This is a genomic window from Crenothrix polyspora (assembly GCF_900163755.1).
GTDB classification, from domain to species: Bacteria; Pseudomonadota; Gammaproteobacteria; order Methylococcales; family Methylomonadaceae; genus Crenothrix; species Crenothrix polyspora.
In genome coordinates this window covers 1-25,595 of record NZ_FUKI01000141.1, presented here as the reverse complement: position 1 = coordinate 25,595, position 25,595 = coordinate 1, and the positions used below count along the sequence as shown (strand labels likewise).

The window sequence follows — 25,595 nt, the reverse complement described above, 5'->3', positions numbered from 1 at the left end:
TGCATGTTAATAGGCTATACAGTTTAAATAATTTTTACGTTGAGCGGGGTGCGGAATGTCGGGCAGAACCAGCTGACTAACAAGGCTTATTTTCGGCCTTATGTACGTTATCGAACAGACGGTATGTTAAGAAATGTAAATAATAGCCACACATAAAACATATTAGTTATTCCTGTGTTTTGGCCAGAAATGGCCTGTCTCCTCCTTGCGCAGGGTGTACGTACTGCGCTTTTTTTCCAATATAAAGAGAATTATTATGTCTGAAAAAATTAGCTCAACCGTTGGCATTTTTCATAACCATGAAGATGCTGAAAGCGCCGTCAAGGAACTGCAAACAGCCGGTTATGATATGAAAAAACTTTCTGTCATAGGAAAGGATTATCACACCGAAGAACATGTTGTTGGTTACTACAATATCGGCGACCGCATGGCAACATGGGGTAAATATGGTCTGCTTTGGGGATGGGTTTGGGGGCTGCTTTTTGGCACCGCCTTTTTCTTTATTCCTGGGATTGGTCCTGTCATGGTCGGTGGGCCATTGGTCAGTTGGATAATAGGCGCTCTGGAAGCCGCGTTTGTCGCGGGGGGCATTACCGCCATCGGTGGCGCACTGGCGAGTATAGGCATCCCTGAAGACAGTGTCATTCAATACGAAGATGCCATCAAGGCCGATAAATTTATCCTTATTGTTCACGGTACTATCGACGAAGTTGTCAAAGCAAGAAATATACTGATGGAAAACAAGGCCGAAGCAGCCATCGTACATGATCAAGCCGCTTATCAATAATGCGTTTAATCTACCCATGCAAGCTTTTGTAGGAGATTTGAATGCTAACTAGCCATGACTCGTTCGAAGAAAATAAATTTCAGCTATTTTCCGATTTCAAATACTCGTCTTGGTGGCTCAACATTCATTTAACTCTGCCAAAATGGCTTTTAAACACCGTACACGTCATGTTGATTATGGCGCTGATAGTTTACGGTGGCTCCAGTGAGGCTGCTGAACTTGCACCAGAGCAAGACAAGCACGCCCAAGCGGATCAAAGCGGCAATAAACCGGTTCATAAAGAAGTCGGTGCAGCGCGTCTTGGTATGACTCTCAATTTCAAGGCAAAAAAACCGCCAATGGTGAAACGTTCGACCAAAAGGATGTGACGGCCGCCCATCCCAGCTTGCCGATGGGTTCTAAAACCAAAGTGACTAATCTGGAAAATGGCAAAAAGGTCGTCGTTAAAATTAATGACCGTGGGGTCTACACAGGTGATCGTGTCATCAACTTATCCAAGGCAGCAGCCAAGAAACTGGATATGAAACAGGACGGCACTGGTCAAGTCAAAATTGAGACCCCATCTCCTCAGAAAAAATGCCTATTAAGCCTGTAAGAACAAAAAAATAGAAATGGCAGCATGTAATTGAATAACAAGCCATGCAAGCGGACAAAAACCTAACTTAAGTTAAAAGGATACCAAATGACCACTCTGAAACAGCGGCTTCTTACTGTTTTTCTCTTCGCCATAATGATATCGGTGCCATGCCATAGCGTATGGGCGGCAACCGCACCCTCACTGGGCACAGCTCAGGATTTCGCGGTATTAGGCGGCTCGACGGTGACCAACACCGGCACGACCATCATCGCAACCGGAAATCTGGGGGTTCAGCCAGGCACCGCAGTTACTGGCTTTCCTCCTGGGGTTCTGATCGGAGGGACACAATATATCGGAGGAGGGACGACTGGGGTGGCAGGTCAGGCCCAAAAGGCTAACGCTGTCGCGTACGCTAGTCTGGCTGGCCAGGCGTGTGATTTCGTCTTGACGGGTCAGGATCTTGTTGGGATGACGCTCGTGCCGGGTGTCTATTGCTTTACGTCATCAGCCCAGTTGACAGGGACGCTTACTCTTGATGCCCTGGGCGACCCCAGTGCGGTTTGGGTGTTTCAGATAGGTAGCACCCTCACGACAGCGGTTAATTCGTCCGTAAAGGTCATTAATGGCGGTCAACAATGCAACGTTTTTTGGCAGATCGGTAGCTCAGCAACTATCGGTACAAATACGTCATTCATAGGGAATATTCTTGCACTTACAAGTATCACCCTCAATACCAACACAAATGTATCTGGTAGGGCTCTCGCCCAAAATGGTGCCGTAACAATGGATTCCAACGCCGTTGCTATCTCCGTATGCGCGGCACCACCGGGAGTCCACCTTCCGCCTACGCTTGGCAAGGCCTTCAGCCCCGTTACTATCAATACGGATGGTACATCGACTCTCACTCTTACCCTGAGTAACCCTGACAGCACAGCCACCCGTCTGACTGCACCGCTTACTGACACACTGCCTACTGGTATGCTTGTCGCCGGCAAGGCTAGCACGGATTGTAGTGGGAACGTCACAGCCCCCCTGGGTGCGTCGACGGTCACTTTGACTGGCGGTACTATTCCACCGAATAATGGTTCTTGTACGGTCATTGTTCCCGTAACGGCAGCCAACGGTGGCAACTACATCAATTTGCTGGCCGCTGGTGCATTGAAGACGGGGAACGGCAACAACGCCTCTTCCGCTATCTCGACTTTGACCGTTAACTCACCTTTGGTTATTACACCCGCTCTCGGTAAGGCTTTTAGTCCGGCTATAATCAATGCCGGTGGTACATCGACCCTCACCCTCACCTTGAGTAACCCTGATGCCAAAGATGCCAGCTTGACAGCACCGTTCACCGACACGTTGCCCAGCGGTGTACTTGTCGCCGGTAGCCCCAACACCACTTGTGGCGGGGTTGTTACCGCCACCACAGGCGGTTCGAAGGTCATTTTGACGGGGGGCTCCATCCCTGCCAAAAGCTCTTGTACAGTGACGGTTACTGTAACGGCGGCTAATGGGGGAAATTTCATTAATTCATTGGCTGCTGGTGCTTTGCAGACCGGTAATGGCAACAATGCCAGCCCGGCCATTGCGACCTTGACCGTCAATGCCCCTGTGGTTATTAAACCCACCCTCGGCAAGGCTTTTAGCCCGGCCACCATCAATGCCGGTGGAATATCGACCCTCACCATTACTCTAAGTAACCCAGACAGTACAATTGCCAGCCTGATCGCACCATTCACCGACACGTTACCCACAGGTATAGTGGTTGCTGGTAGCGCTAGTACAAGCTGCAACGGGACGGTCAATGCTCCCACCGGCGGTTCGACGGTGACTTTGGTGCAGGGCTCAATTCCCGCAAATAACGGCTCGTGTACGATCACAGTCCCTGTTATGGCGGCCAATGGTGGCAGCTACATTAACTCGCTGGCTGCTGGAGCCCTGAAAACCAGCAATGGCAATAATATCTCTGGGGCTATCTCAACCTTGACCGTCAACTTTCCTATTGTCATTCCTCCTACTCTCGGCAAGGCCTTTAGCCCAGTCACAATCAATGCCGGTGAGACATCAACTCTAACTCTTACATTGAGCAACCCTGATGCCACAGCCGCCAGCTTGATCGCAGCGCTGACTGACACATTGCCTAGCGGCATAGTGGTCGCAGGCGGTGCAACCACCACCTGCGGCGGGACGGTTACGGCCGCCACCGGCGACTCGAAGGTGATCTTGACGGGAGGAACTATCCCAGCCAAGAACGCCTGTACAGTGACGGTTACTGTAACGGCGGCTAATGGGGGGAATTTCATTAATTCATTGGCTGCTGGTGCATTGCAGACCGCCAATGGCAACAATACCGCTTCGGCCATCGCAACCTTAACTGTTAACGCTCCGGGGATCATTACACCCACACTCGGTAAGACTTTTAACCCGACAGCAATCAATGCTGGCGACATATCGACTCTCACCATTACCTTAAGCAATCCCGCCGTCACTGTCGCCAGCTTGACTGCACCGCTGACCGATACATTACCTGCAGGTATGGTGGTGGCCGGCAATGCCAGCACCACTTGCAGCGGCACGGTCACCGCCCCTACCGGCGGTTCAACGCTGATTTTGGCGGCGGGGAACTCGATACCGGCCAATAGTGCCTGTACGGTCACAGTCCCCGTGACGGCAGCCAACGGAGGCAATTATATTAACTCGCTGGATGCCGGCGCGTTACAGACGGGCAACGGCAGAAATGCCGGCCCTGCCATCGCAACCTTGACTGTCAACGCGCTCGTAGTCAATACACCCACTCTCGGCAAGGCGTTTAGTCCTGCAACCATCAATGCCGGTGGCTCATCGACCCTCACCCTCACTTTGAGTAACCCTGGCGCTAAAGCCGCCAGCCTGACAGCTCCACTTATTGATACACTGCCCAGTGGCCTGGTAGTGGGCGGGATTGCTCGTACCACCTGTAGCAAGATCCTGTTCATAGCCCTTACGAACCGTTCAAAAGTAACGTTGAAAAGTGGCTCTATCCCAGCTAATAGCTCTTGCACGGTGACAGTGAAAGTGATTGCGACTAACGCGGGCAACTACATCAACTCGCTGGCGGCCGGTGCCTTACAGACCAGTAATGGCAGTAACGCTGCGTCGGCCATTGCAACCTTGACCGTCAATCCGCCTGTCGGTGTTGCGCCTAGGCTTGGTAAATCTTTCAGTCCGGCCACCATTGATGTAGGTAGTGAATCCACCCTTATTCTTACCTTGAGCAACGCTGGATCCAAAGCCTCCATCCTGACAGCGCCTCTCATCGATACATTACCCACAGGTGTAATCATCGTCGGCACGGCTAGCAATAGCTGCGGTGGTAAACTCACAGCTACCCCAGGTAGCGCTAAGGTTATTTTAACGGAAGCAACTATCCCAGCCAAGCGTTCCTGTACAGTGATGGTGAAGGTGACCTCAGCCAGCAGGGGCAACTATATTAACTCCCTCGCAGTTGGAGCCTTGCAGACTAACAATGGCAACAACGCCACCCAGGCTATTGCGACTTTGACTGTTTTCGAACTCTCTACGCCGGGTACCCAAACAGCTGTAACACTCAGCAAAACATTCAATCCAGCCACTATCGAAAAGGGTGATAAATCAAAGCTTACTATTACCTTAAGTAACGTTGGTGATAAAGCCGCCAGCCTTACCGCCCCCCTCATCGACAATTTGCCAAGCGGCGTGGTGGTTGATGGCTATGCCAGTACAACTTGCGGTGGAAAAGTCATTGTCGACAGCTCGACAGTGACTTTAAAAAGCGGCACGATTCCGGCTTATAACGCCTGTACAGTAACCGTCACCGTAATCGGAATGGCCGAGGGCGGCGCTTACAATTCGCTGGCCGCAGGGGACTTGCAAACCAACAAAGGGAGCAACGATGCTTCTACTGTCGCGACTTTGACCGTCCTTCCCGCCACTAACATCGTGCCCACGTTAAATAAGGTTTTCAAGCCGGCCACTATCAATGCCGGTGGTGTTTCAACGCTTACCATTACCTTGAAGAACCCTAACAGCACGATTGCCAACTTGACCGCACCTTTCACCGATAGCTTTCCTAGTGGTCTGGTGGTCGCTGGCAAAGCCAGTACCACTTGTGGTGGGACGATTACGGCGGCAATGGGCGGCTCGAAGGTGATCTTGAAGGGGTGCTATATTCCAGCCAAGAGCGCCTGTACTGTGAAAGTTAATGTGACCGCAAAGGCCAAAGGTAACTACAGTAACAAATTGCCCGTTGGCGCATTGAAGACCAATAAAGGCAATAACGCCTATCAGGCCGTTGCAGCTTTGAAGGTTATGCCCGCCAGCGCCCTGCTTACACTTGGTAAAGCCTTCAGTCCTGCCACCATCAATCCCGGCGGATCTTCCACGCTTACCATTACTTTGAATAACCCTAACAATACGGTCGCCAACTTGACCGCGCCGCTCACCGACAGTTTTCCTAGCGGCATGATAGTTTCGGGAAAAGCTAGCACCACGTGTGGTGGAACTATTACAGCCGCCATCGGTGGCTCTAAAGTAATTTTAAAGGGATGTTTTATCCCAGCAAAAAGTTCCTGTTCAGTGAAGGTGCCGGTGACTGCAAAATCTAAAGGCAGTTACAATAACAAGCTACCTGCTGGTGCTTTGAAGACTAACAAAGGTAACAACATCGCACAGGCGGCCGCAACTTTAACTGTTAAGGCGAATAGCTGGTAATTAGAATATAAAGTGATGAAAATATTATGGCGTTAAGGTATATGCCGACAACGCCTAATATTTTGTTAAATTTTGTATTACCGCAGTAAATTGCAAAACAAACTGGTGAATACTATGAAAACATTATTTTCCATTATCAGCGTTGGCGTTTTGATGGCGGCATTATCCAGTCTATCTTGTGCATCCGTCGTCCAAAATTCACATCAGGCGCTACTCGAAAAACGGGAAGCCTTAGAAGTGCAAAACAATGCACAAAAATACTACCTGCAAACAGTGGCATCTGAATCTAACCACGAAGCCAATGAAGCGATGCAAAACATTAGCCGTGCTAGCAAGATAATGGGCACTGCCGTGAAAAATGCCAATGGCATCGCACTTGGTGTTATTATCGATTTGGTGCTAAGCCCTGGTAAAGGCCAAGTGGTTTATGCCGTCCTTGCCGTAGGCGGAACATTGGGGCTTGGCGATAAGTTTTTTGCTATCCCCTGGTCGGCGCTAAAGCGGGCGCGTGATGCACCCTATTATGTCCTCGATATGGATAAAACAATCTTTGATACCTCGCCAGGTTTTGATCCCAATCATTGGCCTGATAGCATCAATCAATTGGACATACAACGCAAAGGCCTTAATCAGTTTTATGATCTTAAACCATAAAACCCAAAGTCATTATTCAGTCCCTCTCTTTGAAAAATAGGGGGTAGGGGAGATTTATTAGAAAAATCCTCCTCCACCCCTCGTAAACTCTCCCCCTTTTTCAAAGGGGAGGTGGATAATTACAACCAAAGCAGCGTAAAATTAGAATTAAATACTTAAGAGAGTTGTTAATGAAACCACCCGCACCTAATACTATGACAGATATAATAGTTTCGCCCTTGAGTGACGATGAACTGAACAGAATGAATGCCTATTGGCGAGCGTGTAATTATCTGGCCGCCGGCATGATTTATTTGTTGGATAATCCGCTGCTGCTGACACCGTTAAAACCTGAACATATCAAAAATCGGTTGCTAGGCCACTGGGGTACCAGCCCTGGTTTAAGCTTTGTCTATATCCATATCAATCGGTTGATTAATAAATACGACCTGAATGCAATTTTTCTGGCAGGCCCCGGGCATGGCGCACCGGGTGTGTTAGCACCGGTTTATCTGGAAGGCACTTACTCGGAGATATACGCAAACAAGAGCGAAGATGACCAAGGTCTGTTGCAATTCTTTAAAGAATTTTCTTTCCCCGGCGGTATCGGTAGCCATTGCACCCCAGAAACACCGGGCTCTATCCACGAAGGCGGTGAACTGGGGTACAGTATTTCCCATGCTTACGGGGCAGCCTTCGATAATCCTGATTTATTGGTGGCCGTGGTGGTGGGTGACGGCGAGGCAGAAACCGGGCCTTTGGCCACTTCCTGGCATGCCAATAAATTTCTTAACCCGATACGCGATGGTGCAGTATTGCCGATACTGCATCTGAACGGCTACAAGATCAGCAACCCGACCGTGTTGTCACGGATTTCCCACGAAGAGCTGGAACAGCTGTTTCAAGGTTACGGTTATACGCCGTATTTTGTGGAAGGCAGCGACCCTGACACTATGCACCAACAGATGGCCGGTGTGCTTGAACAGTGTGTACTGGAAATCCGCCGCTTCCAGGACGAAGCTCGCCGCACCGGATTGCCTACACGGCCACGCTGGCCAATGATTGTATTGCGTAGCCCCAAAGGCTGGACGGGACCTAAAGAAGTGGATGGCCACAAAGTCGAAGGTTTTTGGCGCTCACATCAAGTCCCGTTATCGGGTGTTAAAGAAAATCCAGCGCACCTGAAAATGCTGGAAGATTGGCTACGCAGTTACAAGCCCGAAGAACTGTTTGACAGCAACGGCCGCTTAATTGCTCAACTTAAAATGCTCGCCCCCAAAGGCACACGGCGTATGAGTGCCAACCCCCATGCCAACGGCGGCCTGTTGCGTAAAGCTTTGCGGCTACCAGATTTCCGCGATTATGCCTTGGCACTGGAAAGCCCAGGTAAGGTGTCGGCTGAGAACACCCGTCCGCTGGGTAAGTTCCTGCGCGATATCATGAGCGAAAACAACAGTAATTTCCGCGTGTTTGGCCCCGATGAAAATGCCTCCAACAAATTGGATGATATTTATAAAGCCAGTAAAAAAACCTGGCTGGCAAGCTATCTGCCCGAAGATGCCGACGGTAGCGAACTGTCACCAGATGGGCGGGTGATGGAAATGCTGTCTGAACATACCCTGGAGGGCTGGCTGGAAGGCTATTTGTTGACGGGTCGGCACGGCTTTTTTTCCACCTACGAAGCCTTCGTGCATATCATTGATTCCATGTTTAACCAACATGCCAAATGGCTAGCCATGTCCAAAAAAGTACCTTGGCGGGCATCGGTGTCATCACTTAATTTGCTGATTACCTCTACCGTTTGGCGGCAAGATCACAACGGTTTTACCCACCAGGATCCGGGCTTTCTGGATGTGGTGGTTAACAAAAGCCCGTCAGTCACCCGTATTTACTTGCCGCCGGATGTCAATTGTTTGCTGTCGGTCGCCAACCATTGTTTAAAAAGCACCGACTATATCAACGTGATCGTCTGCGACAAGCAAAAGCACCTGCAATACCTGGATATGGATGCGGCAATTAAACACTGTACCAAAGGCATCGGCATTTGGGAGTGGGCGAGCAATGATGCGGGCTTTGAGCCGGATCTGGTGATGGCGAGCGCGGGCGATATTCCCACCAAAGAAGCCTTGGCGGCAACCGTGTTGTTGCGTGAAAACTTTCCCCAACTCAAAATCCGTTTTATCAATGTGGTGGATTTATATAAGTTAGTCCCCAGCACTGGGCATCCGCACGGCCTGTCAGATCGCGATTTCGACAGCCTATTCACGCTGGATAAACCGATTATTTTCAATTTTCACGGTTACCCCTGGCTCATCCATCGCTTGGCATATCGCCGCCATAACCATGACAATCTGCATGTGCGCGGTTACAAGGAAAAAGGCAGCATCAACACGCCCCTGGAACTGGCCATCCAAAATGAAACAGACCGATTCAGCCTGGCAATTGATGCGATTAACCGACTTCCGTCGTTGCTGGTGTCCGGAGCCCATGTTAAGCAAAAACTGCGTGACCAGCAGATAGAATGTCGCAACTACGCTTATGAATATGGCATCGACCGACCCGAAGACGATCATTGGCAATGGCCTTATTGAGTACTGAATAGGAACTTAAATGAGCCTGAAAATTTATTTGCTCCGGCATGGTGAAACAGAATATAGCCAGCGCGGTGCGTACTGTGGCGCTCTAGATCCTGAGTTGACATCGGCAGGAAGCCAGATGGCGCAAGCCTTTGCTGATGCGTATCGCTCAATACCTTGGGCAGCGGTTTATGTTAGCCCGATGCAAAGGGCTATCGCGACTGCACAGCCTTTATGCACGGCATTGGGTCTGGCTATGCAGATCAGGGATGGGCTGCGTGAAATCAGTTACGGTGCATGGGAGGACAGGGAGCAGGACGATGTTCGGCAACATCACGAACAGGATTATTTGCGCTGGCTGGCAGAACCGGCGTGGAATCCACCCACCGGCGGTGAAACGGCCTTTCAGGTGGCTAGCCGCGCACTGCCGGTCATCACCGAAATTGAGAACCAATACCAGGACGGCAATGTATTGCTGGTATCGCATAAAGCCACGATACGCATTATTCTCTGTAGCCTGCTGGGTATCGACCTTGGCCGGTATCGGGATCGTATCGATGCTCCCGCCGCCGCCATCAGTATTGTTAAATTCGATAAGCACGGGCCTTTGCTGGAAGTGTTGGGTGATCGAAGTTATATGCCCAAAGACTTGCGCGAACGGGCAGGGACGTGATGACTTCGTGGATGCCCATTTAAATGATACACATAAGCCATGAATAATTACTTGCTGGTCATTAACGCAGGTTCATCAAGCATCAAGTTCGCCGTTTATCAGACCGATGCTTCATCCAACCAGCTGGTTACCCATGCTAGTGGACAACTTGACGGTATTGGTAATCAGCCAAACTTTACGGTCAAAAATCACCACGGTGTAACACTGGTTGAACGAACACTTTCTGTTAACGAAATTCATGATCACAGGGGGGCGATTACTCTTATTCTAGCCTGGATAAAAGACTATTTGGCCGATGGCGTATTACTGGCGGTAGGGCATCGTATCGTCCACGGTGGGCAACATTTTTCAGCGCCTGTATTAATTGATGCAAGCATACTGGCGGCGTTGGAAGCCCTTATTCCCCTGGCACCACTGCATCAGCCACATAATCTCGCACCTATCCGCGTGCTGCTGGAAACCCTGCCCGCATTACCGCAAGTGGCGTGTTTTGATACCGCGTTTCACCGTACCCAGCCTGTTGTCGCACAACGTTTTGCGTTGCCACAGCATTTTTTTGATGACGGCGTGCGCCATTATGGGTTTCATGGTTTGTCTTACGAATACATTGCTTCGGTATTATCGGAACTCGATCCTGCACTGGTAAACGCCCGCGTTATCGTCGCGCATTTGGGTAACGGTGCCAGCCTGTGTGCCCTGCAAAACGGCCGCAGTATGGCTACGACGATGGGTTTTTCGCCGCTGGATGGCCTGGTCATGGGCACACGCTGCGGCACTATCGACCCTGGGGTGTTGCTGTATCTTATGGCGCATTACGGGTTGGATGCACAGGCTTTAGAGCAATTGCTTTACCATCAATCCGGTCTGCTGGGTGTGTCCGGCATTTCCAGCGACATGCGGGTATTGCTTGCCAGCAATGACCCACTGGCTTTGGAAGCCATTGCGTTGTTCGTGTATCGGATTGGCCGTGAAATTGGCTCTTTGGCTGCGGCATTAGGTGGGCTTGATGCGCTGGTGTTCACTGGGGGTATTGGGGAACACTCGGCTGTTATTCGTGCAAAAGTCTGTCACCAAGCTGTGTGGTTGGGGCTTGAGCTTGATGAAACCGCCAATCAAGCTGGTAAGCCTTGCATTTCAACCCTAAATTCAAGCGTGTCAGCCTGGGTTGTCGCCACCGATGAAAACCGGATGATTGCCTTACACACGCTTCAACAGTTGAACAAAACCTGATTAACCCAACACGATAAGTCGTAATCCATAGGGCGAAATAGTAATAGCGTATTCCGCCCTATGGCTTTGATGGATTTATCCGCTGTCGGTGCCATCCAATCAACGAAAACCCCCAGCTTACTTTAACCATAAAAAAAACCGCAGTCTGTACGCTACCGCACAGATGGTAAATTAGCTAAGCAGATATACTGTGACCTTTACTGGAAATACAGCGCCGTGAATCGGGTTTTATTAATATCTTTTTTAAGAAACTCCGTTTTTGACAGTGTAATAGCCCTACTATTAATGCTGGCGTTGTGCATGACAGCACCCAAATCTTTCGCAAAGATAGCCATTTCTGGTATTGATGGCCTGGCCAAAGATAACGTCAGGCTAACGCTATCCATTGAGAAAGAAAAATGTGATGCGCCGCAATGGAAAATACAAGGCGCGTTTGAAAACGCAGATCAGGAAATAGACCAGGCACTACGAGCCTTAGGCTATTACCACGCCGTTACAAAAAAATCATTGGCTTTCAATAAGAATTGCTGGAAAGCAAATTTTGACATTATCCCTGGCCAGCGGATTGTGGTGAGCGATGTCAATATTATCATTAACGGCGATGCCAATAGCGATTCGGATTTTATCGCCCTGTTAAAAAAAATGCCGCTTAAAAAAGGTAGCTCGTTACATCATGGCCACTACGAAAACATGAAGAGCCAGATTGAATCCTTGGCAATGGAAAAGGGTTATCTGCACAACACGTTTACCGAAAAAAAATTGTTGATCAACAAGCAAAACAATACCGCACAAATCAAGCTGGTGTTTGATGCGGGTAAGCGGTTAGTTTTTGGCCATGTTAGCCTACAGCAAAATGTATTGGATACTGAGTTTGTAAAAAAATACCTGTCGATAAAAACCGGTGACTTCTACACCAGCGAACAACTGGCCAAAACCCATAACGCACTCGCGCAAAGCGGGTATTTTGAAAGCGTGGATATTCGCTCTGATCTGGAACACGCCCAACACCAGCGCGTGCCCATCACCATTAAACTGTCGGCAAAAAAGAAAACCCATTACGGCTTCGGCATAGGCTACGATACCGATGTTGGGCCGTTATTGAATGCTACCTATATCAACCGCCTCATCAATCAACAAGGGCATTTCTTTAGCGCCAATATTGACCTTTCGCCCGTACTTTCGGTTGCGGAAGCCGAATACACCATTCCCCTCGCGAATCCAACCACTGATTTTTTAAGTTTTGGTGGCGGCTTTAAACACGAGAATACCAGCACCTTTAAATCGACCACCGCAACGCTGTCCACCCGCCTTAAACATGCTTATGCCAGTGGTTGGAAACAGACGCTGTTTCTTGATTACAGTTATGAAGACTATACGACCGGCTCAACGTCTGGCCATAGTCTGTTACTGGTTCCGGGCGGCAACTGGTTGCGTTCCGTATCTAATAATCCGTTGCGGCCTACCGAGGGCTATCGTATTGAGCTGGAAGCCAAAGGCAGTTATAAAAATCCGATTTCCACGGCCAGTTTTGCCCAAGGCTATCTGTCGGCCATCTGGCTGCACCAACTGCCTTTAGAGGGGAAATTTATCGGGCGTACCTTGCAAGGGGTTACCCTGGTCGACTACATAAACGATCTGCCGACCAGCTACCGGTTTTATGCAGGCGGCATTAACAGTGTGCGTGGTTACGCTTATAAAGAGTTGGGGCCAAAAGACAGCTTAGGCAATGTGGAAGGCGGCAAGTTTTTAAGTGTATTCAGTGCCGAATATGAACAGGCCATTTTTGATAACTGGGCTATCGCGGCTTTTGTGGACACCGGTAACGCCTTTAATCTCGATAGCATCAAATTTAAGACTGGCGTAGGCTTGGGGTTGCGATGGTATTCGCCGATAGGGCCGGTAAGGGTGGATTTTGCGATACCCTTGGATGAATCCGACTCGTCCTTTCAAATCCATTTTGCCGCTGGGGCCAGGATATGAAAAAGCGTTGGGGTATATTCCTGCTGCTCCTTGTGTTGATGATTCCGATAACCCTGTTTGGCCTAATTAGCAATGAAAGTGGCAGTCGCTGGCTGTTGCAAAGGGTTTTCTTAATTATCCCGGCACAAATTTCAGTCGAAAGCATCACAGGTCGATTGATTGATCGACTTACGCTAACAGGGTTTAACGTCAGAACCGATACCGAAACGGTAATCATCAAAAAAGTTTCCTTAATCTGGCAGCCTTACCGACTGCTCTCAGGTATTCTGAAAATTGATGATCTTACCGTCAATGGCTTAGACATAAATATGTCACCAACAAAAGACCCAGAAAAAAAATCGGCTGATTTTGAGACAGGAATCCAGTTGCCATTTCAACTTGATATTGGCAAAGTCCTGATAACCGATGTGAAGTTTACCAGCGACGGCCAATTACAAATTTTCGATAAACTGCAACTGTCTGCAAAGACTGAAGCCAATCAATTCAAGCTACTGTCTTTGACGATCAATTCCGATACCCTCAATGCCACCGCCAAAGGCGCTGTCACACTGGACAAAGGCTTTCCTTTAAATCTACAAGCGAATTGGCAGATCAAGGCTGATAAAAATGGTTTATGGCAAGGCTTAACCACAATCAGTGGCGATTTTAGCAAGCTGGTTTTCGATAATCAGCTAGTTTCCCCGTTCAAATTGGCACTGCACGGTAGTGTGGAAGATGTGCTGACAACGCCGCGCATAACAGCCCAAGGCGACTGGCACAATTTGACTTGGCCATTGTCTGCCAGTCCCCCACAAATACAAAGCCCACAGAGACATTTTGACGTGGCCGGTTTGCTCAATGCGTATCAGCTTAAGCTAAACGGCCAGCTAGTTCAGCGGTATTTGCCGCAAGCACAGCTGTCTTTTGATGGCAAAGGCAGTTTGGAGGCGATCACTATTAAAAAGCTGGAACTAAAATCCACCACCGGCTTATTTCAACTGGCAGGCAATGCTTCCTGGGGGAATGTTCCTATGTTCGATCTAACCGCCACCGGGCAAAAATTTAATCTGGCTATCTTTAACCCGCAACTGCCAGGCAGCCTGACCTTTGGTAGCCACCTTAAAGGTAAACTCGACCCAAAAGCCCTACAAATTACCGCCGAGATCAATAAACTGACCGGCCAACTACGCAACTACCCCGTCAACGCCAATGGCAAACTGGTCTTGAACGGCGAGCAACTCAAAGTTGATGCGGTAAGCATTACCTCCGGCCCAAACAAAATTGCCGTGGATGGGCAAGTGGGGCAGGGGGATGGAACTCTGGTATTGTCTATGGATATGCCAACGTTAGCCACGTTATGGCCAACGTTGGACGGCAGTTTAAAGGGCAATGGCCGCATTCAGGGCAGTTGGAAAAAACCGACGGTAACATTTGAAGCCCAAGGCAAGCGCCTGCAATTTGCCGACTACAAATCGGAAAAGCTAGCGATAAACCTTGATTATCACCACGATGAGCAAAAAATATCCGCCGTTAATTTATCAGCCAACAACCTGCTAATCGGCACAACGACTATAGAAAAACTGTCCATTGCAGGCAAAGGCACACTAAAGCAGCATAACTTTAAAGCCGAGATGTCTTCACCGCAAGGCAAGGTTTCGACCGCATTAACAGGCGGCTTAATAGCAACTACCTGGAAAGGCGCTATGTCTAAATTAACGGTGACCGATCAGGATAACAACAGATGGGTGCTGAAAAATACGCTGGCGCTACGCGTAGACAAAAAACCACTTGGCTTTGATGTTGCCATCGACGAAGGCTGTTTGGTGCGGCAATCGGCATCATTGTGTACAAAGGCTTCCTATCTGGCGAATAGTGACCTTAACTTACAGTTCATCGCAAAGTCAGTACCGACCGCGCTGATACAGGCCTATCTGCCCAAACAGATGACGCTAAAAAGCCTAATTAATGGCAATGTTGACATTCAACGGCAAAAAAATACCTTGAGTGGGCGTTACCGTGTTGATATGACTCCCGCGCAGATTTTCCTGACCACCCAGGAAACCAAACGTGAAATTAATGTAGGTGCCTCATCCGTATCAGGCACGCTTAACGGCGACAAGGTTTCGGCAGATATTAACCTGCTGTTGGCAGGTAGAGATTATGTGCAGGGGCACATACTGATGGATACGGGCAAAACCCAAGTGCTGTCAGGAAAAATAGCCGCATCACTCGCTGATTTTTCGCCACTACAGGCTTTTGTCCCGCAGTTGTCCGACATCAAAGGGCTGTTAAAAGCCGATTTAGCGTTGCAAGGCTCGCTCAAAAAGCCGTTGGTCACCGGCTATTTTGATCTTAGCAATGGCGCTGTCAACATAGGTCAAGCTGAAGCTGGGCAACTGGGTCTACGTAGCATTGATTTTCATGTGGTTACTAGGGGAGGAAATCGGATTCAACTGCACGGTTCCGCAATACCTATCGCCTTAAATAAACCCAACGCAACCGAGACACTGAATATTAAAAGCAGTATTAATTTTGATGCCGACCTGCAACAAGGGGATGTTCTGGCGGGAAGTTTTCATCTGGCCATGCCAGCTAACACAAGCCTGTCATTGGTCAGCAAAGAAGCGCACCACGAAATCGTATTAGGCGCATCGTCTCTGTCTGGAAATATTCATGATGAATTAATTTCAGCGAATTTGGAGGTTGCGTTAACCGATTCGGATTATGTGCGTGGGGCGTTGCAAATAAACACTGGCAAGACGCAAGCATTATCCGGCCAAGCCACCGCTTCAATCCGCGACTTTACCTTCATTGAACCATTCGCCCCCCAGTTATCCCATATCAAAGGATTGTTGAAAGCCGATATGACGGTAACAGGTACGACGCAAAATCCTTTGGCCAATGGCGGCATACAACTTAGCAACGGCGCTGCTGATGTCGATCAACTGGGTCTTGGTATTCATGATGTCAACCTGCAAGCCATGACAGTGTTCAGTCAATCAGACATTCTCCAGATAAAGGGCAGTGCAAAATCCGGAGACGGATTGATTAAAGTCGATGGCACGGTGGGTTTACAGCCCGATAAACACTATCCCATCGCATTGACACTAACCGGCAAAGATTTTGAAATTGCCAAACTGCCCGAAGCCCAAATCGCCGTGTCCCCCGACTTAAAAATTGCGTTGACCGAGCAACAAAAACACATCAGCGGTCAATTAGACGTACCCAAAGCCATCCTAAAAATTCAGGACATCCCTGAGAATGCGGTCAAAGTCAGTGCCGATGAAATTATTATTGGCGAAGAAAAACCTGAAGACACTACACTGCCAGCCCCTGACATCAATGCCGATATAGACGTTAAGCTCGGCAAGCAAGTTAGTTTTACGGGGCAGGGGCTACAAACCAATCTGCTGGGGCATCTAAAGATCATCAAGACTGGCACAAAAATGGCCATGCAGGGCAATGTTGATATGGACAAAGCCAGTTACAAACGCTTTGGTCAAGCGTTAACTGTCCGTAAAGGCCAGCTGTTATTCAATGGCCCTGTTGATAATCCCTGGCTGGTGGTGGAAGCCATACGGCTCTCTAAAAGCAAAAAGGTGACCGCAATTCTTAAGTTGACCGGATCATTGAAAGCCCCGCAAACCCTTATCTCTTCTGAACCCGCTTTACCGGAAGCTGAGGCACTAGCTTATCTGGTCACCGGCGGGCCTTTAAATGAAGTCAGCAAAAAAGACAGCAACATGCTGGCAAGTGCCGCGCTGTCTTACGGTGCGGGGCAAACATCCTGGTTGGCCGAAAAACTGGGCATTAACGAATTCAACGTTGAAGAAGGTAACACGCTACAGGATACCCTGCTGGTGATGGGGCAATACCTGACCCCCGATTTTTATATCGGCACTAAGATTGGCCTGTTTAACAAGCAAGCCTCCCTGGTACTCAAACGCAAACTGACCAACAGCATTAATGTCGAGACCCAAACCGGCACCTCGCAACGTATTAAATTGAATTACGAGTTTGATGACGATTAAATTTAGGCCGTTTACGGCAATACCCTGGATATTCAATAGAGGAAAAACCAATGTCAGGCCAAGATGGATTTTTTAAGCAGTTCATAACATTAACGGGGGGCTTTTGGAGTTCCAAAAATAAATCTGCCATCCGCAAGGATACAGGGTTGCTTATTGTGCTAACCACCATGCAAATTGGTGTCGCCATTGTTGTTACGCAGTGGAATAAGGATTTGTTTGATGCCCTTGAAAAGCATGCTATGGCAGGCGTTATCATCCAGGTGCAATTGTTAATTGGGATTTTTCTGGCCAGTATTATGATAACGACGACGCATCTCATTGTTAAAAGGCGTTTGTTGATCAGTTGGCGATCTTGGCTGACCAAAAAAGTCATTTCCAGGTGGATGCACAAAGGTCGGCATTATCAGGTAACTTTTATGTCGAATGACGGCCATGACAACCCCGATGGCCGTATTGCAGAAGATATCCGTATTGTCACCGAAGAAGCGGTCGCATTGGCGTTGTCCCTGTTTTACAGCGTGCTGTTACTGGGCAGCTTCAGTAAAATCCTGTGGACATTATCGGGGACAGTTGTTTTAAAGCTAGGTTCATTGTCATTGCCTGTTGTGGGTTATCTGGTCTGGATTGCGATAATTTATTCGGTTTTTGCCTCTATAGTGGGCTGGTGGATGGGTAAACCGCTCACGGTGGCGACCAATGCGCGGCAAACCGAAGAAGCGAATTACCGGCATGGTTTGATCACTGCACAAGAGAACTCCCAGGCCATTGCCTTAATTCATGGCGAAAGCGATGAACGCGAACGGTTTATTACTGCTTTTAAGGCTATTATTGCCACCTACCAACAACAAACAGCGGCCTGGACACGCATCCAGATATTTTCATCGGGCTACTCGGTGACTTCGATGGCGCTGCCCATTCTGGCGGCTTCCCCGCGTTATATCGCCGGTGCAATCACCTTGGGCACCTTGATGCAATCTGTGCAAGCCTTTGGCCATATGGTCTCTGCGTTGTCTTGGCCGGTGAATAATATGGCTCAAATCGCTAAATGGCGTACTTCGGTTGAACGGGTTTCAAGCCTTGTTAAAGCGTTGGATGAATTGGATCATGATATAGCCGGTCTTGATTCACAGCAGATTTGTGTTGATAACACGGAAAAATCGCTGTTAAGTTTTACCGATGTCAGCATAACCGGCCTCGACGGTGCAACCCTCTCGGCCACCCTCAACGATGACATTAAGGCCGGCGAGCATGTGCTGATTTCTGGCGAGGCGGGCACGGGAGCAAAACTGTTTCAGGCGATTGCGGGGTTATGGCCGTGGGGCAGCGGTCGTATCACTGTGCCAAGTGATGAGCTGCTGTTTATTATGCCACCACGACCTTATTTACCAACAGGGTCGCTCTATGCCGCCATTTGTTATCCAAAAAGTTTAGCGTTATTCAAGCCATCGGTTATCGCAAGCTTGTTAAAACAGGTGGGGCTAGATGAGTTGGCTAAAGAACCGGAGCGGGTTGAATCATGGGGCCTGCTCCTTTCCCGCGAACAACAACAACGTTTAGGGTTAGTACGGGTTTTATTGCATCGGCCTCTGTGGATTTTTATTCAGGAAGCGCTGGATTCGCTAACACCGGATGGCGAAATACAGATGTTGAAATTACTGGCCAAGGAACTGCCTGAAGTGGCCATTTTAACTATTTCCAATAAACCGACGGCAAAAGCTTTTCATCAGCGGGAATGGGTCATTTAGGGGAACGTATTAAAATAAATGAGGAGGTTTGAATATTTCTATCAGAAAAAATACCACTAGCATAATTTCACCATTGTGGAATTTAATTCATATTTAACATTACCATATAACTTTACCAGGGGTAAATCATGAAAATCACAGACAGTATCAGCACTGAATTGAAACAAGCGCACTTAAAAATGCTGGATTATTTACAAAAACACTGGCGCATATTTTTAATCGAAGGCGTGGTCTTTATGCTGCTCGGCATTGCTTCCATTGTCATACCACACGTTTCCAGCGTAGTTATCGTTTTGTTTTTGGGATGGATTATAGTATTTGCAGGTTTGATGCACGCCGGTCGCGCGATATTCTTTTCGGATATGCCCGGTTTTGGCTTGTGGCTGGCATTGGGCATCCTACAAATTGTTGTGGGGTATTTGCTGCTTGCAAACCCCATCGCCGGTGTTATGACGCTCACCATGATGATGGCCTTATTTTTCGCTTTTGAAGGCATCATCAAAATCTATCTGGCCTTTATGATACGACCATTACCACAATGGCATTTTATACTGGTGAGTGGTGTCATTGCTTTTGTTTTTGCGGTTATTATTCTGGCATTCTGGTCAGAAACCGCGCATTGGTTATTGGGTTTGTTTTTGGGGATTAATATGGTGATTTTGGGCTGGTCTATGATCCAAATGAGTTTGGATCACAAAGACAATCAATGAATGGTTTTTTTTAGCATCATGGCTAATGTGTGAAGTCTGTCGGGCTTACAGTTAACTAGCTTACATTCAACGCATAAGCACCCTCATTCTTAACACAGGAGTTCAACATTATGCCAGATTTATCGATTTATGCACCAACGCCATTTTGACAGCTAAAGCCCCTTATAAAGGCTTAGATAATTTCCAGACCAGGGATATGCTGTTGATAATCATCATTTTCTCCAGATACAGTATTTGCTCCAGTACAATAACGGGTGATATTACCGTGGTACAAATGGAAAAAACAGGTCTGCTCGTGCTGTAAGCGTAATATTTCAGAAGGGGACAAGCCAGCGTATAGACCTCGTAACACATTACTGAACTGCTGGTGGCTGACCACAATCGTCACCAGCGCTTTACGTGGTTGCGCTAGCCAACGGCGAGCACGCTGCGTTAAGTGGGCATAATTTTCACCGCCTGGAACGTGGAAATGCCATCTGTCTTGTGCCCGTTCGCGTAATTGGCCGGGCCAACCTGCTTCAATTTGCGTCTTATTAAAACCCTGCCATTCACCCAGGTGGATTTCAGCCAAGTCTTCAGAAAGGCTCAACTGCTGTTTATCAAGATTCATAATATCACGGATAATTTCAGCGGAAGTTACGGCACGGCCGAGGTGGCTGCAGTCAATATGCACAAGTGCTTTATTGGGTAATAGTCGCGCCAGATATTCACCAATGCCATAAATTTGTTGTTGGCCTTTTTCCGTCAACGGCGAATCCAGTTGCCCTTGTAAAATACCATCGCGGTTCCACTGGGTTTCGCCGTGCCTAACCAAATAGATAATGTCACTGTGCATTCTTAGTATTGCTTACGCGTTTCTGAGATTTTTTGCTGTGCCGAACAGCCGGATTCATCGCCATTGCCACACCAGCCAACAAGCCAATTTGCGGTAGGATTAACGACTGCAACAAACCAAAATGCAGAAAAATAGCGCCGCCTGCTGTCATTACACTGGGTATGATAACGGCGGCCACCACTTTTTTCATATTGCTACCGAATTGCTGGCCAATGTCAAACAAATACGGCAGCTGATTAAGGGTTTTGTCCATCAGCACAATCTGGGCGGCATCGGTGGCCACGGTTGATGCGCCACGAATGGACACAGACACATCAGCCTGCTTTAAAGCAATGGCATCATTAATGCCATCGCCAATATAACAGACAACTTTGCCTTCAGCCTGAAGCTGTGCAACCCGTTCGGCTTTTTGTTCCGGCAGGGTTTCGGCAAAGTAATGGTCAATGCCCAGCTCGTGCGCCAGCTTACGGGTTGGGGCTTCATGGTCGCCGGAAATGATGTACATGGAGGTGATGCCCCGTTCGCGCAGTTCGCCGATGAGTTCTTTAGTGCCGGGTCTAATGGCGGCTTCAAGGGCAATCGCCCCAATGGCGACAGCGTCCAATGCCACGGCAACCATAGGTGAACCAACATCGTGGCTGTCTGCCTGTAGCTGACGGACAGATTCGGGGATACTGACACCTTCTTGTTCCAGAAAACGTACACTGCCGACACGGACGATGTGGCCTTCGATACCCACGGTAAGGCCGTAGCCCAGTTTATAAGCCGTTTCATCCACATCGGGCAGCAGCAGTTGCCAATCGGCCGCCTGTTGCAAGATGGCCTTGGCAATCGGGTGGCTTTGTTTGGTTTCGGCGGCAGCGGCAAAGCGCAGCACTTCCTGCTCCAAATAGCCGCTACAGGCATGGACACTGGCAACACGCGGTTGCTCTTCGGTCAAGGTGCCGGTCTTGTCAAAAACAACCGTGTCCACCGTCTTTAATACTTCAAAGGTATGGCCGTTTTTAATTAAAATGCCATTGTGTGACGCGGCATTAAGGTGGTTCATCACCCCAATGGTAGAGGCAATCGAGGCTTTATACCTAAAGTGGGAATTGACAATAACCATTGCGCCGATGGAGCCTATGAACGGCAACATCATGCCACTTAACAGCAGGGTCGGCAACACGGTTTTATCACTGAATTCCGAAGACCACAGCTGTATATCGGTTTTAGTACTCAGCGTATTGTTAAGGATGCTGGCAATCTGGGCGGCGGTGGTGTCATGGCCGGTCTTGTGGGCATGAATATAAATTTTGCCAGACAGCACCAGAGTAAGTGCAAACACCTCCATGCCCTCGCCCTTCTCAACCGGCTGGAATTCTCCCGTTAAAATATGCTGGTCAACAGAAGCCGTGCCTTCAGAAATAATGCCATCGACAGGAATCGTGCTGCCCGCGCTCACCACCACGGTATCCCCTGTTTTCAAGTCTTCAAAGGCTATTTCACGTTCAACACCCTCATAAACCACCCAGATAAAACTGGGCTGCTGTTTAAACACGTCAATGATGCTTTTCTTGGAATCATTGCTGATTTTGGCCAGTAACGAGCGGTTAAGGCTGTACAGGAAAATGGAAAAACTAGCAAAAAACAGATGGTTGTTCAAAACCAGAAATATATTGGTCAAGGTATAAAGAAAGTCTACGGTAAGCTTTTTTTTCTTGACCATACTTTCGTAGGAAGGAACGACCGCAAATTGGGTGACGTATAAGATACCCGGCAAACTCAACAGCAGCAGTGGCGGGTAAATTAATTTGCCCACGGTTGCAAGACCCATCGACGACAAGGAAACCGCCATGTTGCGGTCGGCCAATTTTTGTGCAGGGGATTTTTGGTCGATAGTATTCTCTGAAAACTCTCTGATCTGTTGGTTACGTACACTGCCGGTAAACGGAATAATACGGGGCTGTGCAGTTAGCTGATTAAGCAGGGTCTTTTTTTTCAGGCGATTTTTAGCATATAGGCCAAGTCCGGTGACCCCCATTATTTCAATCAGCATACGGGTGTGTATTGGTTATGCAGTCTTGGTGATAAATCACGATAATCCATTGTTTAAATTACTGTTACTGTGTTCCAGTTGTTCATACCAAGGCATCAAACGCTCATCTGTAACGGCACGAATTTCAGGGGTAATCTGTTTCTGTTTAGCTAGGCTGTCGGGGGTAAAGCGGGTTGCACCACTGTCATCCTTGGCATAGCTGTCAAACTGCGCTTGCATCAGTGTCATATCCGTTGCGCTAGCGCGATAGCCAAAGGCTTGTTGTAAAATACCGGCCAGGTTGGCTTTGGTCATCTGCTTATAATTAAGATAGTGCATACGACCTGGTGCGGGCGATAAGCCACAACGCATATAATGTTCATACAAGCTGGCAAAATAATCCAGATCGCCCATAGTTTTCAGGGCTTCGGTAGAATGCCCCGTGATAAAAGCCGCTGCTCCGGAGTCTTTCAAACGCGATTGCCCTGTGGTGGATTTGTTCAGCGAAGATACCAGCACTTCCGCCGGATCGCGGTACATAAACAGGCACGGCACGTTAGGAAACGCCTGTTGGATGGCCTCTACGAACGCAACATTCCAACTCCTGAATTTCACAAAAAAATGTTGTTGTTCGGGTAACCGCCGCCGTCCCATCGCCAAGATCAGGTTGCGGATCAGCACCAGATTATGGGCTATTAAAGCAACCGGTTGTTGCCAGTGGCAGGTCAGGTATTGCCACAGGTTTTCATGCAGTGGCGTGCCTTCACTTACTGTCATGTGGCTGGGCAGTTGCGCCAGCGCCTTGGTCATCAGGGTAGATCCGCATTTGGACATGTGAAAAACAAAACCGGTGGGCAACAGGTTATTGGTCAGCACACCATCGTCCATCAGCAACTGAATATCGGAACTGAAGCAATGGCCTAAACCCTGGCTGTTAATCAGATTCTTGATGGAATAGCGAAATTTCCATTCCGTGAACGAATAGGTTTTTACATCCAGCCAGATCACTTCAGGCGAGGGGGTAATTGCTACCGGTATCATGCCTGGGTGCTGCCAAATTTTTTCAATAGCCTGCAAAGGCGAATGATAATGTGCTAAAGCGGTCTGAAACAATGCCGGTACGGTTTCTTCAAGCGCTTGCATAGTTCACGGGTTGCCTGGCATCGTCGGTTATAAACGGCTTGGCTTTAACAGGTTTTATATCCGCATCGGTCATATAGAAGGTTTCACTCCACAGACCATTGCGTTGTGCTTCCACAAACAGCAGGTCGCGCGGAGAGATGTTACCCAGATTGGCATTGGCACCAACCAAATTGGTGAAAAATGCCTGCATCTTGGGGTTTGGCGCTTCGAAAATTATTTTTTGTGGGCTGACTTCATTCAGTATGTCCATAATAAGATCAGAGCGGATATCGCCGTTAGCATGGTAAATACCCGCTGTGCCGGTACTGCGGCCTTCGGTAACAATGTACTGACAGCCTGCATTCAATAATGCCTTGATTTCTTTTAACCAGACAGACACTGGCATAGTGTGCAGGTCATTTTTAGCACCGACTTCGGCTAGCACAATAAAATTGCGACTGAGTTTTTCAACGATGGCAATGCGTTCTTTTAAGGGGATATTTAATGTACCGGTAGAAACTTCACACCATTTAATGCCCATAGTCTGCATGTAGTTTTGGTAATGCTCAACGGAAGCATGGTAGTAAAATTTCTCAAATAAAGTGCCACCAAAATGTACCTCTACCCCAAACTCTTGGTATAGGGCGATTTTTTCTTGTAGCCTGGGCGTAATGTAAGCCGTGCCTATACCTAATTTAGCCACGTCAATAAAGTCATGATAATCGTTAAGAATGTGTCTAAGCTCGCCGATGGAGATACCGATATCATGCACACTGGTTAAGCCGTAGTGTCTTGGTTTTAGAGGACGCTGTGGCAAAGGTAATTGATTCATAAGTGTCCATTTTTTAATTTTTTCAAGTAGCGTGTCGGTCATATTCTGGCCAATACAGTCAGTAATGCCGCCAAAACCAAGTAATTTTCATCCATTTTTCAAGCGGGATTTGAATTTTAATATTCAAGCTATACTTAAAAAGGCTAGATAGACAAAGATTCTCATGAAAATGTGTATTTTTAAATCATTCTTAACACTTCTTAACATTATTCAATGTCTGGATAGCACATTGCCACTGTCTTGTTACTAACGAAAGTCTTGAAAGCATTCAATTTGTTTAAAAATTAACATTTCTTAACATTTTTTAACATTTTATCTGCATGGCTTATTTGTATACTGGCAGTGCTTTTTAATTCTAAGGAGATACACATGTTCCCAGTTAATTTATTGATAGGCGGTGCGATTGGTTCAGTCGTTACTTATGTTTACAAAGATGAAAAAGCCAAGCAATGGGCAATCAATACCAGCAAAAACCTTAAAGAAGGCAGCAGCTCGTTCATTGCTTCGTTCCGTAAAAAACCAGAGGAAGTGGCCGTGGCCACAGAAGTTAAAACAGGGGAAGTTGTTGATGCTGTCGCTCAGACTGCTCATGTTGCAGCAGCTGCGACATAGATTTTTTTCTACCGATTTAAATGTCGGGTAAACCCAGATCTACGAGGTTTTAAAAACGTGGCTACCCACTTAAAGCCGGACACAGGACAATACGTAGGGTGGGCAGCTGTTTTGCCCACCAGCCAAACGCGGTAAAATCCTATGGGGGCAGAAAAGCATTGCCCACCCTACAGTTGCAATTGTCCCGTTTAAAGTTCGTAGCCAAAAACGTGTACTTGTTCAATCCCCTTTTTTGAAAAAGAAGGGGGTAGTATCCAAAAGGGCATAAAGCGAGATTCATCAGAAAAATCCGCCTCGATCCCCCTTTTTCAAAGCGGGAGGTGAATCCTTACAAAACTTCGTAGGTTTTTGCAACACCTGACAGAGCAAAAGTATAGGGTGGATTCGCCGCTAGGCAATCCACCAAATACGCCTGTTTGACATTGCTATTACAGCGTTTTCACAGCTCAATAGTTACAGCGTAACCGTTCGCACTGAGCTTGTCGAAGTGTGCCGTTCATGCTTCGACAAGCTCAGCACGAACGGTGGCTG

At 48.1% G+C, this 25,595-nt stretch carries 16 protein-coding genes and 1 pseudogene; 13 read left to right on the top strand and 4 right to left on the bottom strand.

Annotated elements, in window-relative coordinates; genetic code table 11:
* The first annotated feature begins 256 nt into the window (after positions 1 to 256).
* The 12 genes and pseudogenes from CRENPOLYSF2_RS14305 (at position 257) to CRENPOLYSF2_RS14250 (ending at position 19,646) form a co-directional block, all read left to right on the top strand.
* Positions 257 to 787 carry a general stress protein gene (locus tag CRENPOLYSF2_RS14305; protein WP_087144626.1) on the top strand — a complete coding sequence of 177 codons (531 nt, stop codon included), beginning with the start codon at positions 257 to 259 and terminating at the stop codon, positions 785 to 787.
* A gap of 41 nt (positions 788 to 828) precedes the next feature.
* Positions 829 to 1,155: a hypothetical protein gene (locus CRENPOLYSF2_RS19280; RefSeq protein ID WP_087144625.1), complete on the top strand. Its 327-nt coding sequence runs from the start codon at positions 829 to 831 to the stop codon at positions 1,153 to 1,155.
* A pseudogene (locus tag CRENPOLYSF2_RS19275) lies at positions 1,134 to 1,382 on the top strand (septal ring lytic transglycosylase RlpA family protein); the annotation flags it as partial. The gene CRENPOLYSF2_RS19280 and the pseudogene CRENPOLYSF2_RS19275, both read left to right, overlap by 22 nt.
* A 144-nt stretch (positions 1,383 to 1,526) precedes the next feature.
* Positions 1,527 to 6,089 carry an ice-binding family protein gene (locus CRENPOLYSF2_RS14290; RefSeq protein WP_217884123.1) on the top strand — a complete coding sequence of 1,521 codons (4,563 nt, stop codon included), beginning with the start codon at positions 1,527 to 1,529 and terminating at the stop codon, positions 6,087 to 6,089.
* Between the two features lie 114 nt (positions 6,090 to 6,203).
* The gene (locus tag CRENPOLYSF2_RS14285) at positions 6,204 to 6,743 is read left to right on the top strand and encodes a PRC-barrel domain-containing protein (protein WP_087144623.1); all 540 of its coding nucleotides are present in this window, start codon (positions 6,204 to 6,206) and stop codon (positions 6,741 to 6,743) included.
* 194 nt (positions 6,744 to 6,937) lie between these two features.
* Positions 6,938 to 9,313: a phosphoketolase family protein gene (locus tag CRENPOLYSF2_RS14280; protein ID WP_087144628.1), complete on the top strand. Its 2,376-nt coding sequence runs from the start codon at positions 6,938 to 6,940 to the stop codon at positions 9,311 to 9,313.
* A 19-nt stretch (positions 9,314 to 9,332) separates the two neighbouring features.
* Entirely contained in the window at positions 9,333 to 9,971 is a 639-nt protein-coding gene (locus tag CRENPOLYSF2_RS14275) for a histidine phosphatase family protein (protein ID WP_087144622.1), read from the top strand.
* A 39-nt stretch (positions 9,972 to 10,010) separates the two neighbouring features.
* Positions 10,011 to 11,201, top strand: a complete 1,191-nt coding sequence (locus CRENPOLYSF2_RS14270) for an acetate/propionate family kinase (RefSeq protein ID WP_087144621.1) — start codon at positions 10,011 to 10,013, stop codon at positions 11,199 to 11,201.
* 300 nt (positions 11,202 to 11,501) lie between these two features.
* Positions 11,502 to 13,181: an autotransporter assembly complex protein TamA gene (locus CRENPOLYSF2_RS14265; RefSeq protein ID WP_245808011.1), complete on the top strand. Its 1,680-nt coding sequence runs from the start codon at positions 11,502 to 11,504 to the stop codon at positions 13,179 to 13,181.
* Entirely contained in the window at positions 13,178 to 17,191 is a 4,014-nt protein-coding gene (locus CRENPOLYSF2_RS14260) for a translocation/assembly module TamB domain-containing protein (RefSeq protein ID WP_087144619.1), read from the top strand. The genes CRENPOLYSF2_RS14265 and CRENPOLYSF2_RS14260 overlap by 4 nt, the downstream gene beginning before the upstream one ends.
* Positions 17,192 to 17,241: 50 nt before the next feature.
* Positions 17,242 to 18,936, top strand: coding sequence for an ABC transporter ATP-binding protein/permease (locus tag CRENPOLYSF2_RS14255; RefSeq protein ID WP_087144618.1), 1,695 nt, complete (start codon positions 17,242 to 17,244; stop codon positions 18,934 to 18,936).
* A gap of 128 nt (positions 18,937 to 19,064) precedes the next feature.
* Positions 19,065 to 19,646 (top strand): HdeD family acid-resistance protein, encoded by a 582-nt coding sequence (locus tag CRENPOLYSF2_RS14250; RefSeq protein ID WP_087144617.1) that lies wholly within the window; start codon positions 19,065 to 19,067, stop codon positions 19,644 to 19,646.
* 172 nt (positions 19,647 to 19,818) lie between these two features.
* Here CRENPOLYSF2_RS14250 and CRENPOLYSF2_RS14245 read toward each other — a convergent pair whose 3' ends face one another.
* From CRENPOLYSF2_RS14245 to CRENPOLYSF2_RS14230, 4 genes are read right to left on the bottom strand one after another with little or no spacing between them, the layout of a single operon-like run.
* The gene (locus CRENPOLYSF2_RS14245; RefSeq protein ID WP_087144616.1) at positions 19,819 to 20,481 is read right to left on the bottom strand and encodes a histidine phosphatase family protein; all 663 of its coding nucleotides are present in this window, start codon (positions 20,479 to 20,481) and stop codon (positions 19,819 to 19,821) included.
* Positions 20,471 to 22,519: a heavy metal translocating P-type ATPase gene (locus CRENPOLYSF2_RS14240; RefSeq protein WP_087144615.1), complete on the bottom strand. Its 2,049-nt coding sequence runs from the start codon at positions 22,517 to 22,519 to the stop codon at positions 20,471 to 20,473. The genes CRENPOLYSF2_RS14245 and CRENPOLYSF2_RS14240 overlap by 11 nt, the downstream gene beginning before the upstream one ends.
* A 36-nt stretch (positions 22,520 to 22,555) precedes the next feature.
* Positions 22,556 to 23,641: a sulfotransferase gene (locus CRENPOLYSF2_RS14235; protein ID WP_087144614.1), complete on the bottom strand. Its 1,086-nt coding sequence runs from the start codon at positions 23,639 to 23,641 to the stop codon at positions 22,556 to 22,558.
* Positions 23,628 to 24,452 carry a phosphosulfolactate synthase gene (locus CRENPOLYSF2_RS14230; RefSeq protein ID WP_087144627.1) on the bottom strand — a complete coding sequence of 275 codons (825 nt, stop codon included), beginning with the start codon at positions 24,450 to 24,452 and terminating at the stop codon, positions 23,628 to 23,630. Before CRENPOLYSF2_RS14230 ends, CRENPOLYSF2_RS14235 begins: the two co-directional genes overlap by 14 nt.
* A gap of 369 nt (positions 24,453 to 24,821) precedes the next feature.
* On the opposite strand from CRENPOLYSF2_RS14230, the gene CRENPOLYSF2_RS14225 reads away from it, so the two are divergent.
* Positions 24,822 to 25,064, top strand: coding sequence for a hypothetical protein (locus CRENPOLYSF2_RS14225; protein ID WP_087144613.1), 243 nt, complete (start codon positions 24,822 to 24,824; stop codon positions 25,062 to 25,064).
* Positions 25,065 to 25,595: the final 531 nt, after the last annotated feature.

Coding starts and splice junctions, on each gene's coding strand:
- CRENPOLYSF2_RS14305 (WP_087144626.1), top strand. CDS start 257: ATGTCTGAAAAAATTAGCTCAACCGTTGGCATTTTTCATAACCATGAA.
- CRENPOLYSF2_RS19280 (WP_087144625.1), top strand. CDS start 829: ATGCTAACTAGCCATGACTCGTTCGAAGAAAATAAATTTCAGCTATTT.
- CRENPOLYSF2_RS14285 (WP_087144623.1), top strand. CDS start 6,204: ATGAAAACATTATTTTCCATTATCAGCGTTGGCGTTTTGATGGCGGCA.
- CRENPOLYSF2_RS14280 (WP_087144628.1), top strand. CDS start 6,938: ATGACAGATATAATAGTTTCGCCCTTGAGTGACGATGAACTGAACAGA.
- CRENPOLYSF2_RS14275 (WP_087144622.1), top strand. CDS start 9,333: ATGAGCCTGAAAATTTATTTGCTCCGGCATGGTGAAACAGAATATAGC.
- CRENPOLYSF2_RS14270 (WP_087144621.1), top strand. CDS start 10,011: ATGAATAATTACTTGCTGGTCATTAACGCAGGTTCATCAAGCATCAAG.
- CRENPOLYSF2_RS14265 (WP_245808011.1), top strand. CDS start 11,502: ATGACAGCACCCAAATCTTTCGCAAAGATAGCCATTTCTGGTATTGAT.
- CRENPOLYSF2_RS14260 (WP_087144619.1), top strand. CDS start 13,178: ATGAAAAAGCGTTGGGGTATATTCCTGCTGCTCCTTGTGTTGATGATT.
- CRENPOLYSF2_RS14255 (WP_087144618.1), top strand. CDS start 17,242: ATGTCAGGCCAAGATGGATTTTTTAAGCAGTTCATAACATTAACGGGG.
- CRENPOLYSF2_RS14250 (WP_087144617.1), top strand. CDS start 19,065: ATGAAAATCACAGACAGTATCAGCACTGAATTGAAACAAGCGCACTTA.
- CRENPOLYSF2_RS14245 (WP_087144616.1), bottom strand. CDS start 20,481: ATGCACAGTGACATTATCTATTTGGTTAGGCACGGCGAAACCCAGTGG.
- CRENPOLYSF2_RS14240 (WP_087144615.1), bottom strand. CDS start 22,519: ATGCTGATTGAAATAATGGGGGTCACCGGACTTGGCCTATATGCTAAA.
- CRENPOLYSF2_RS14235 (WP_087144614.1), bottom strand. CDS start 23,641: ATGCAAGCGCTTGAAGAAACCGTACCGGCATTGTTTCAGACCGCTTTA.
- CRENPOLYSF2_RS14230 (WP_087144627.1), bottom strand. CDS start 24,452: ATGAATCAATTACCTTTGCCACAGCGTCCTCTAAAACCAAGACACTAC.
- CRENPOLYSF2_RS14225 (WP_087144613.1), top strand. CDS start 24,822: ATGTTCCCAGTTAATTTATTGATAGGCGGTGCGATTGGTTCAGTCGTT.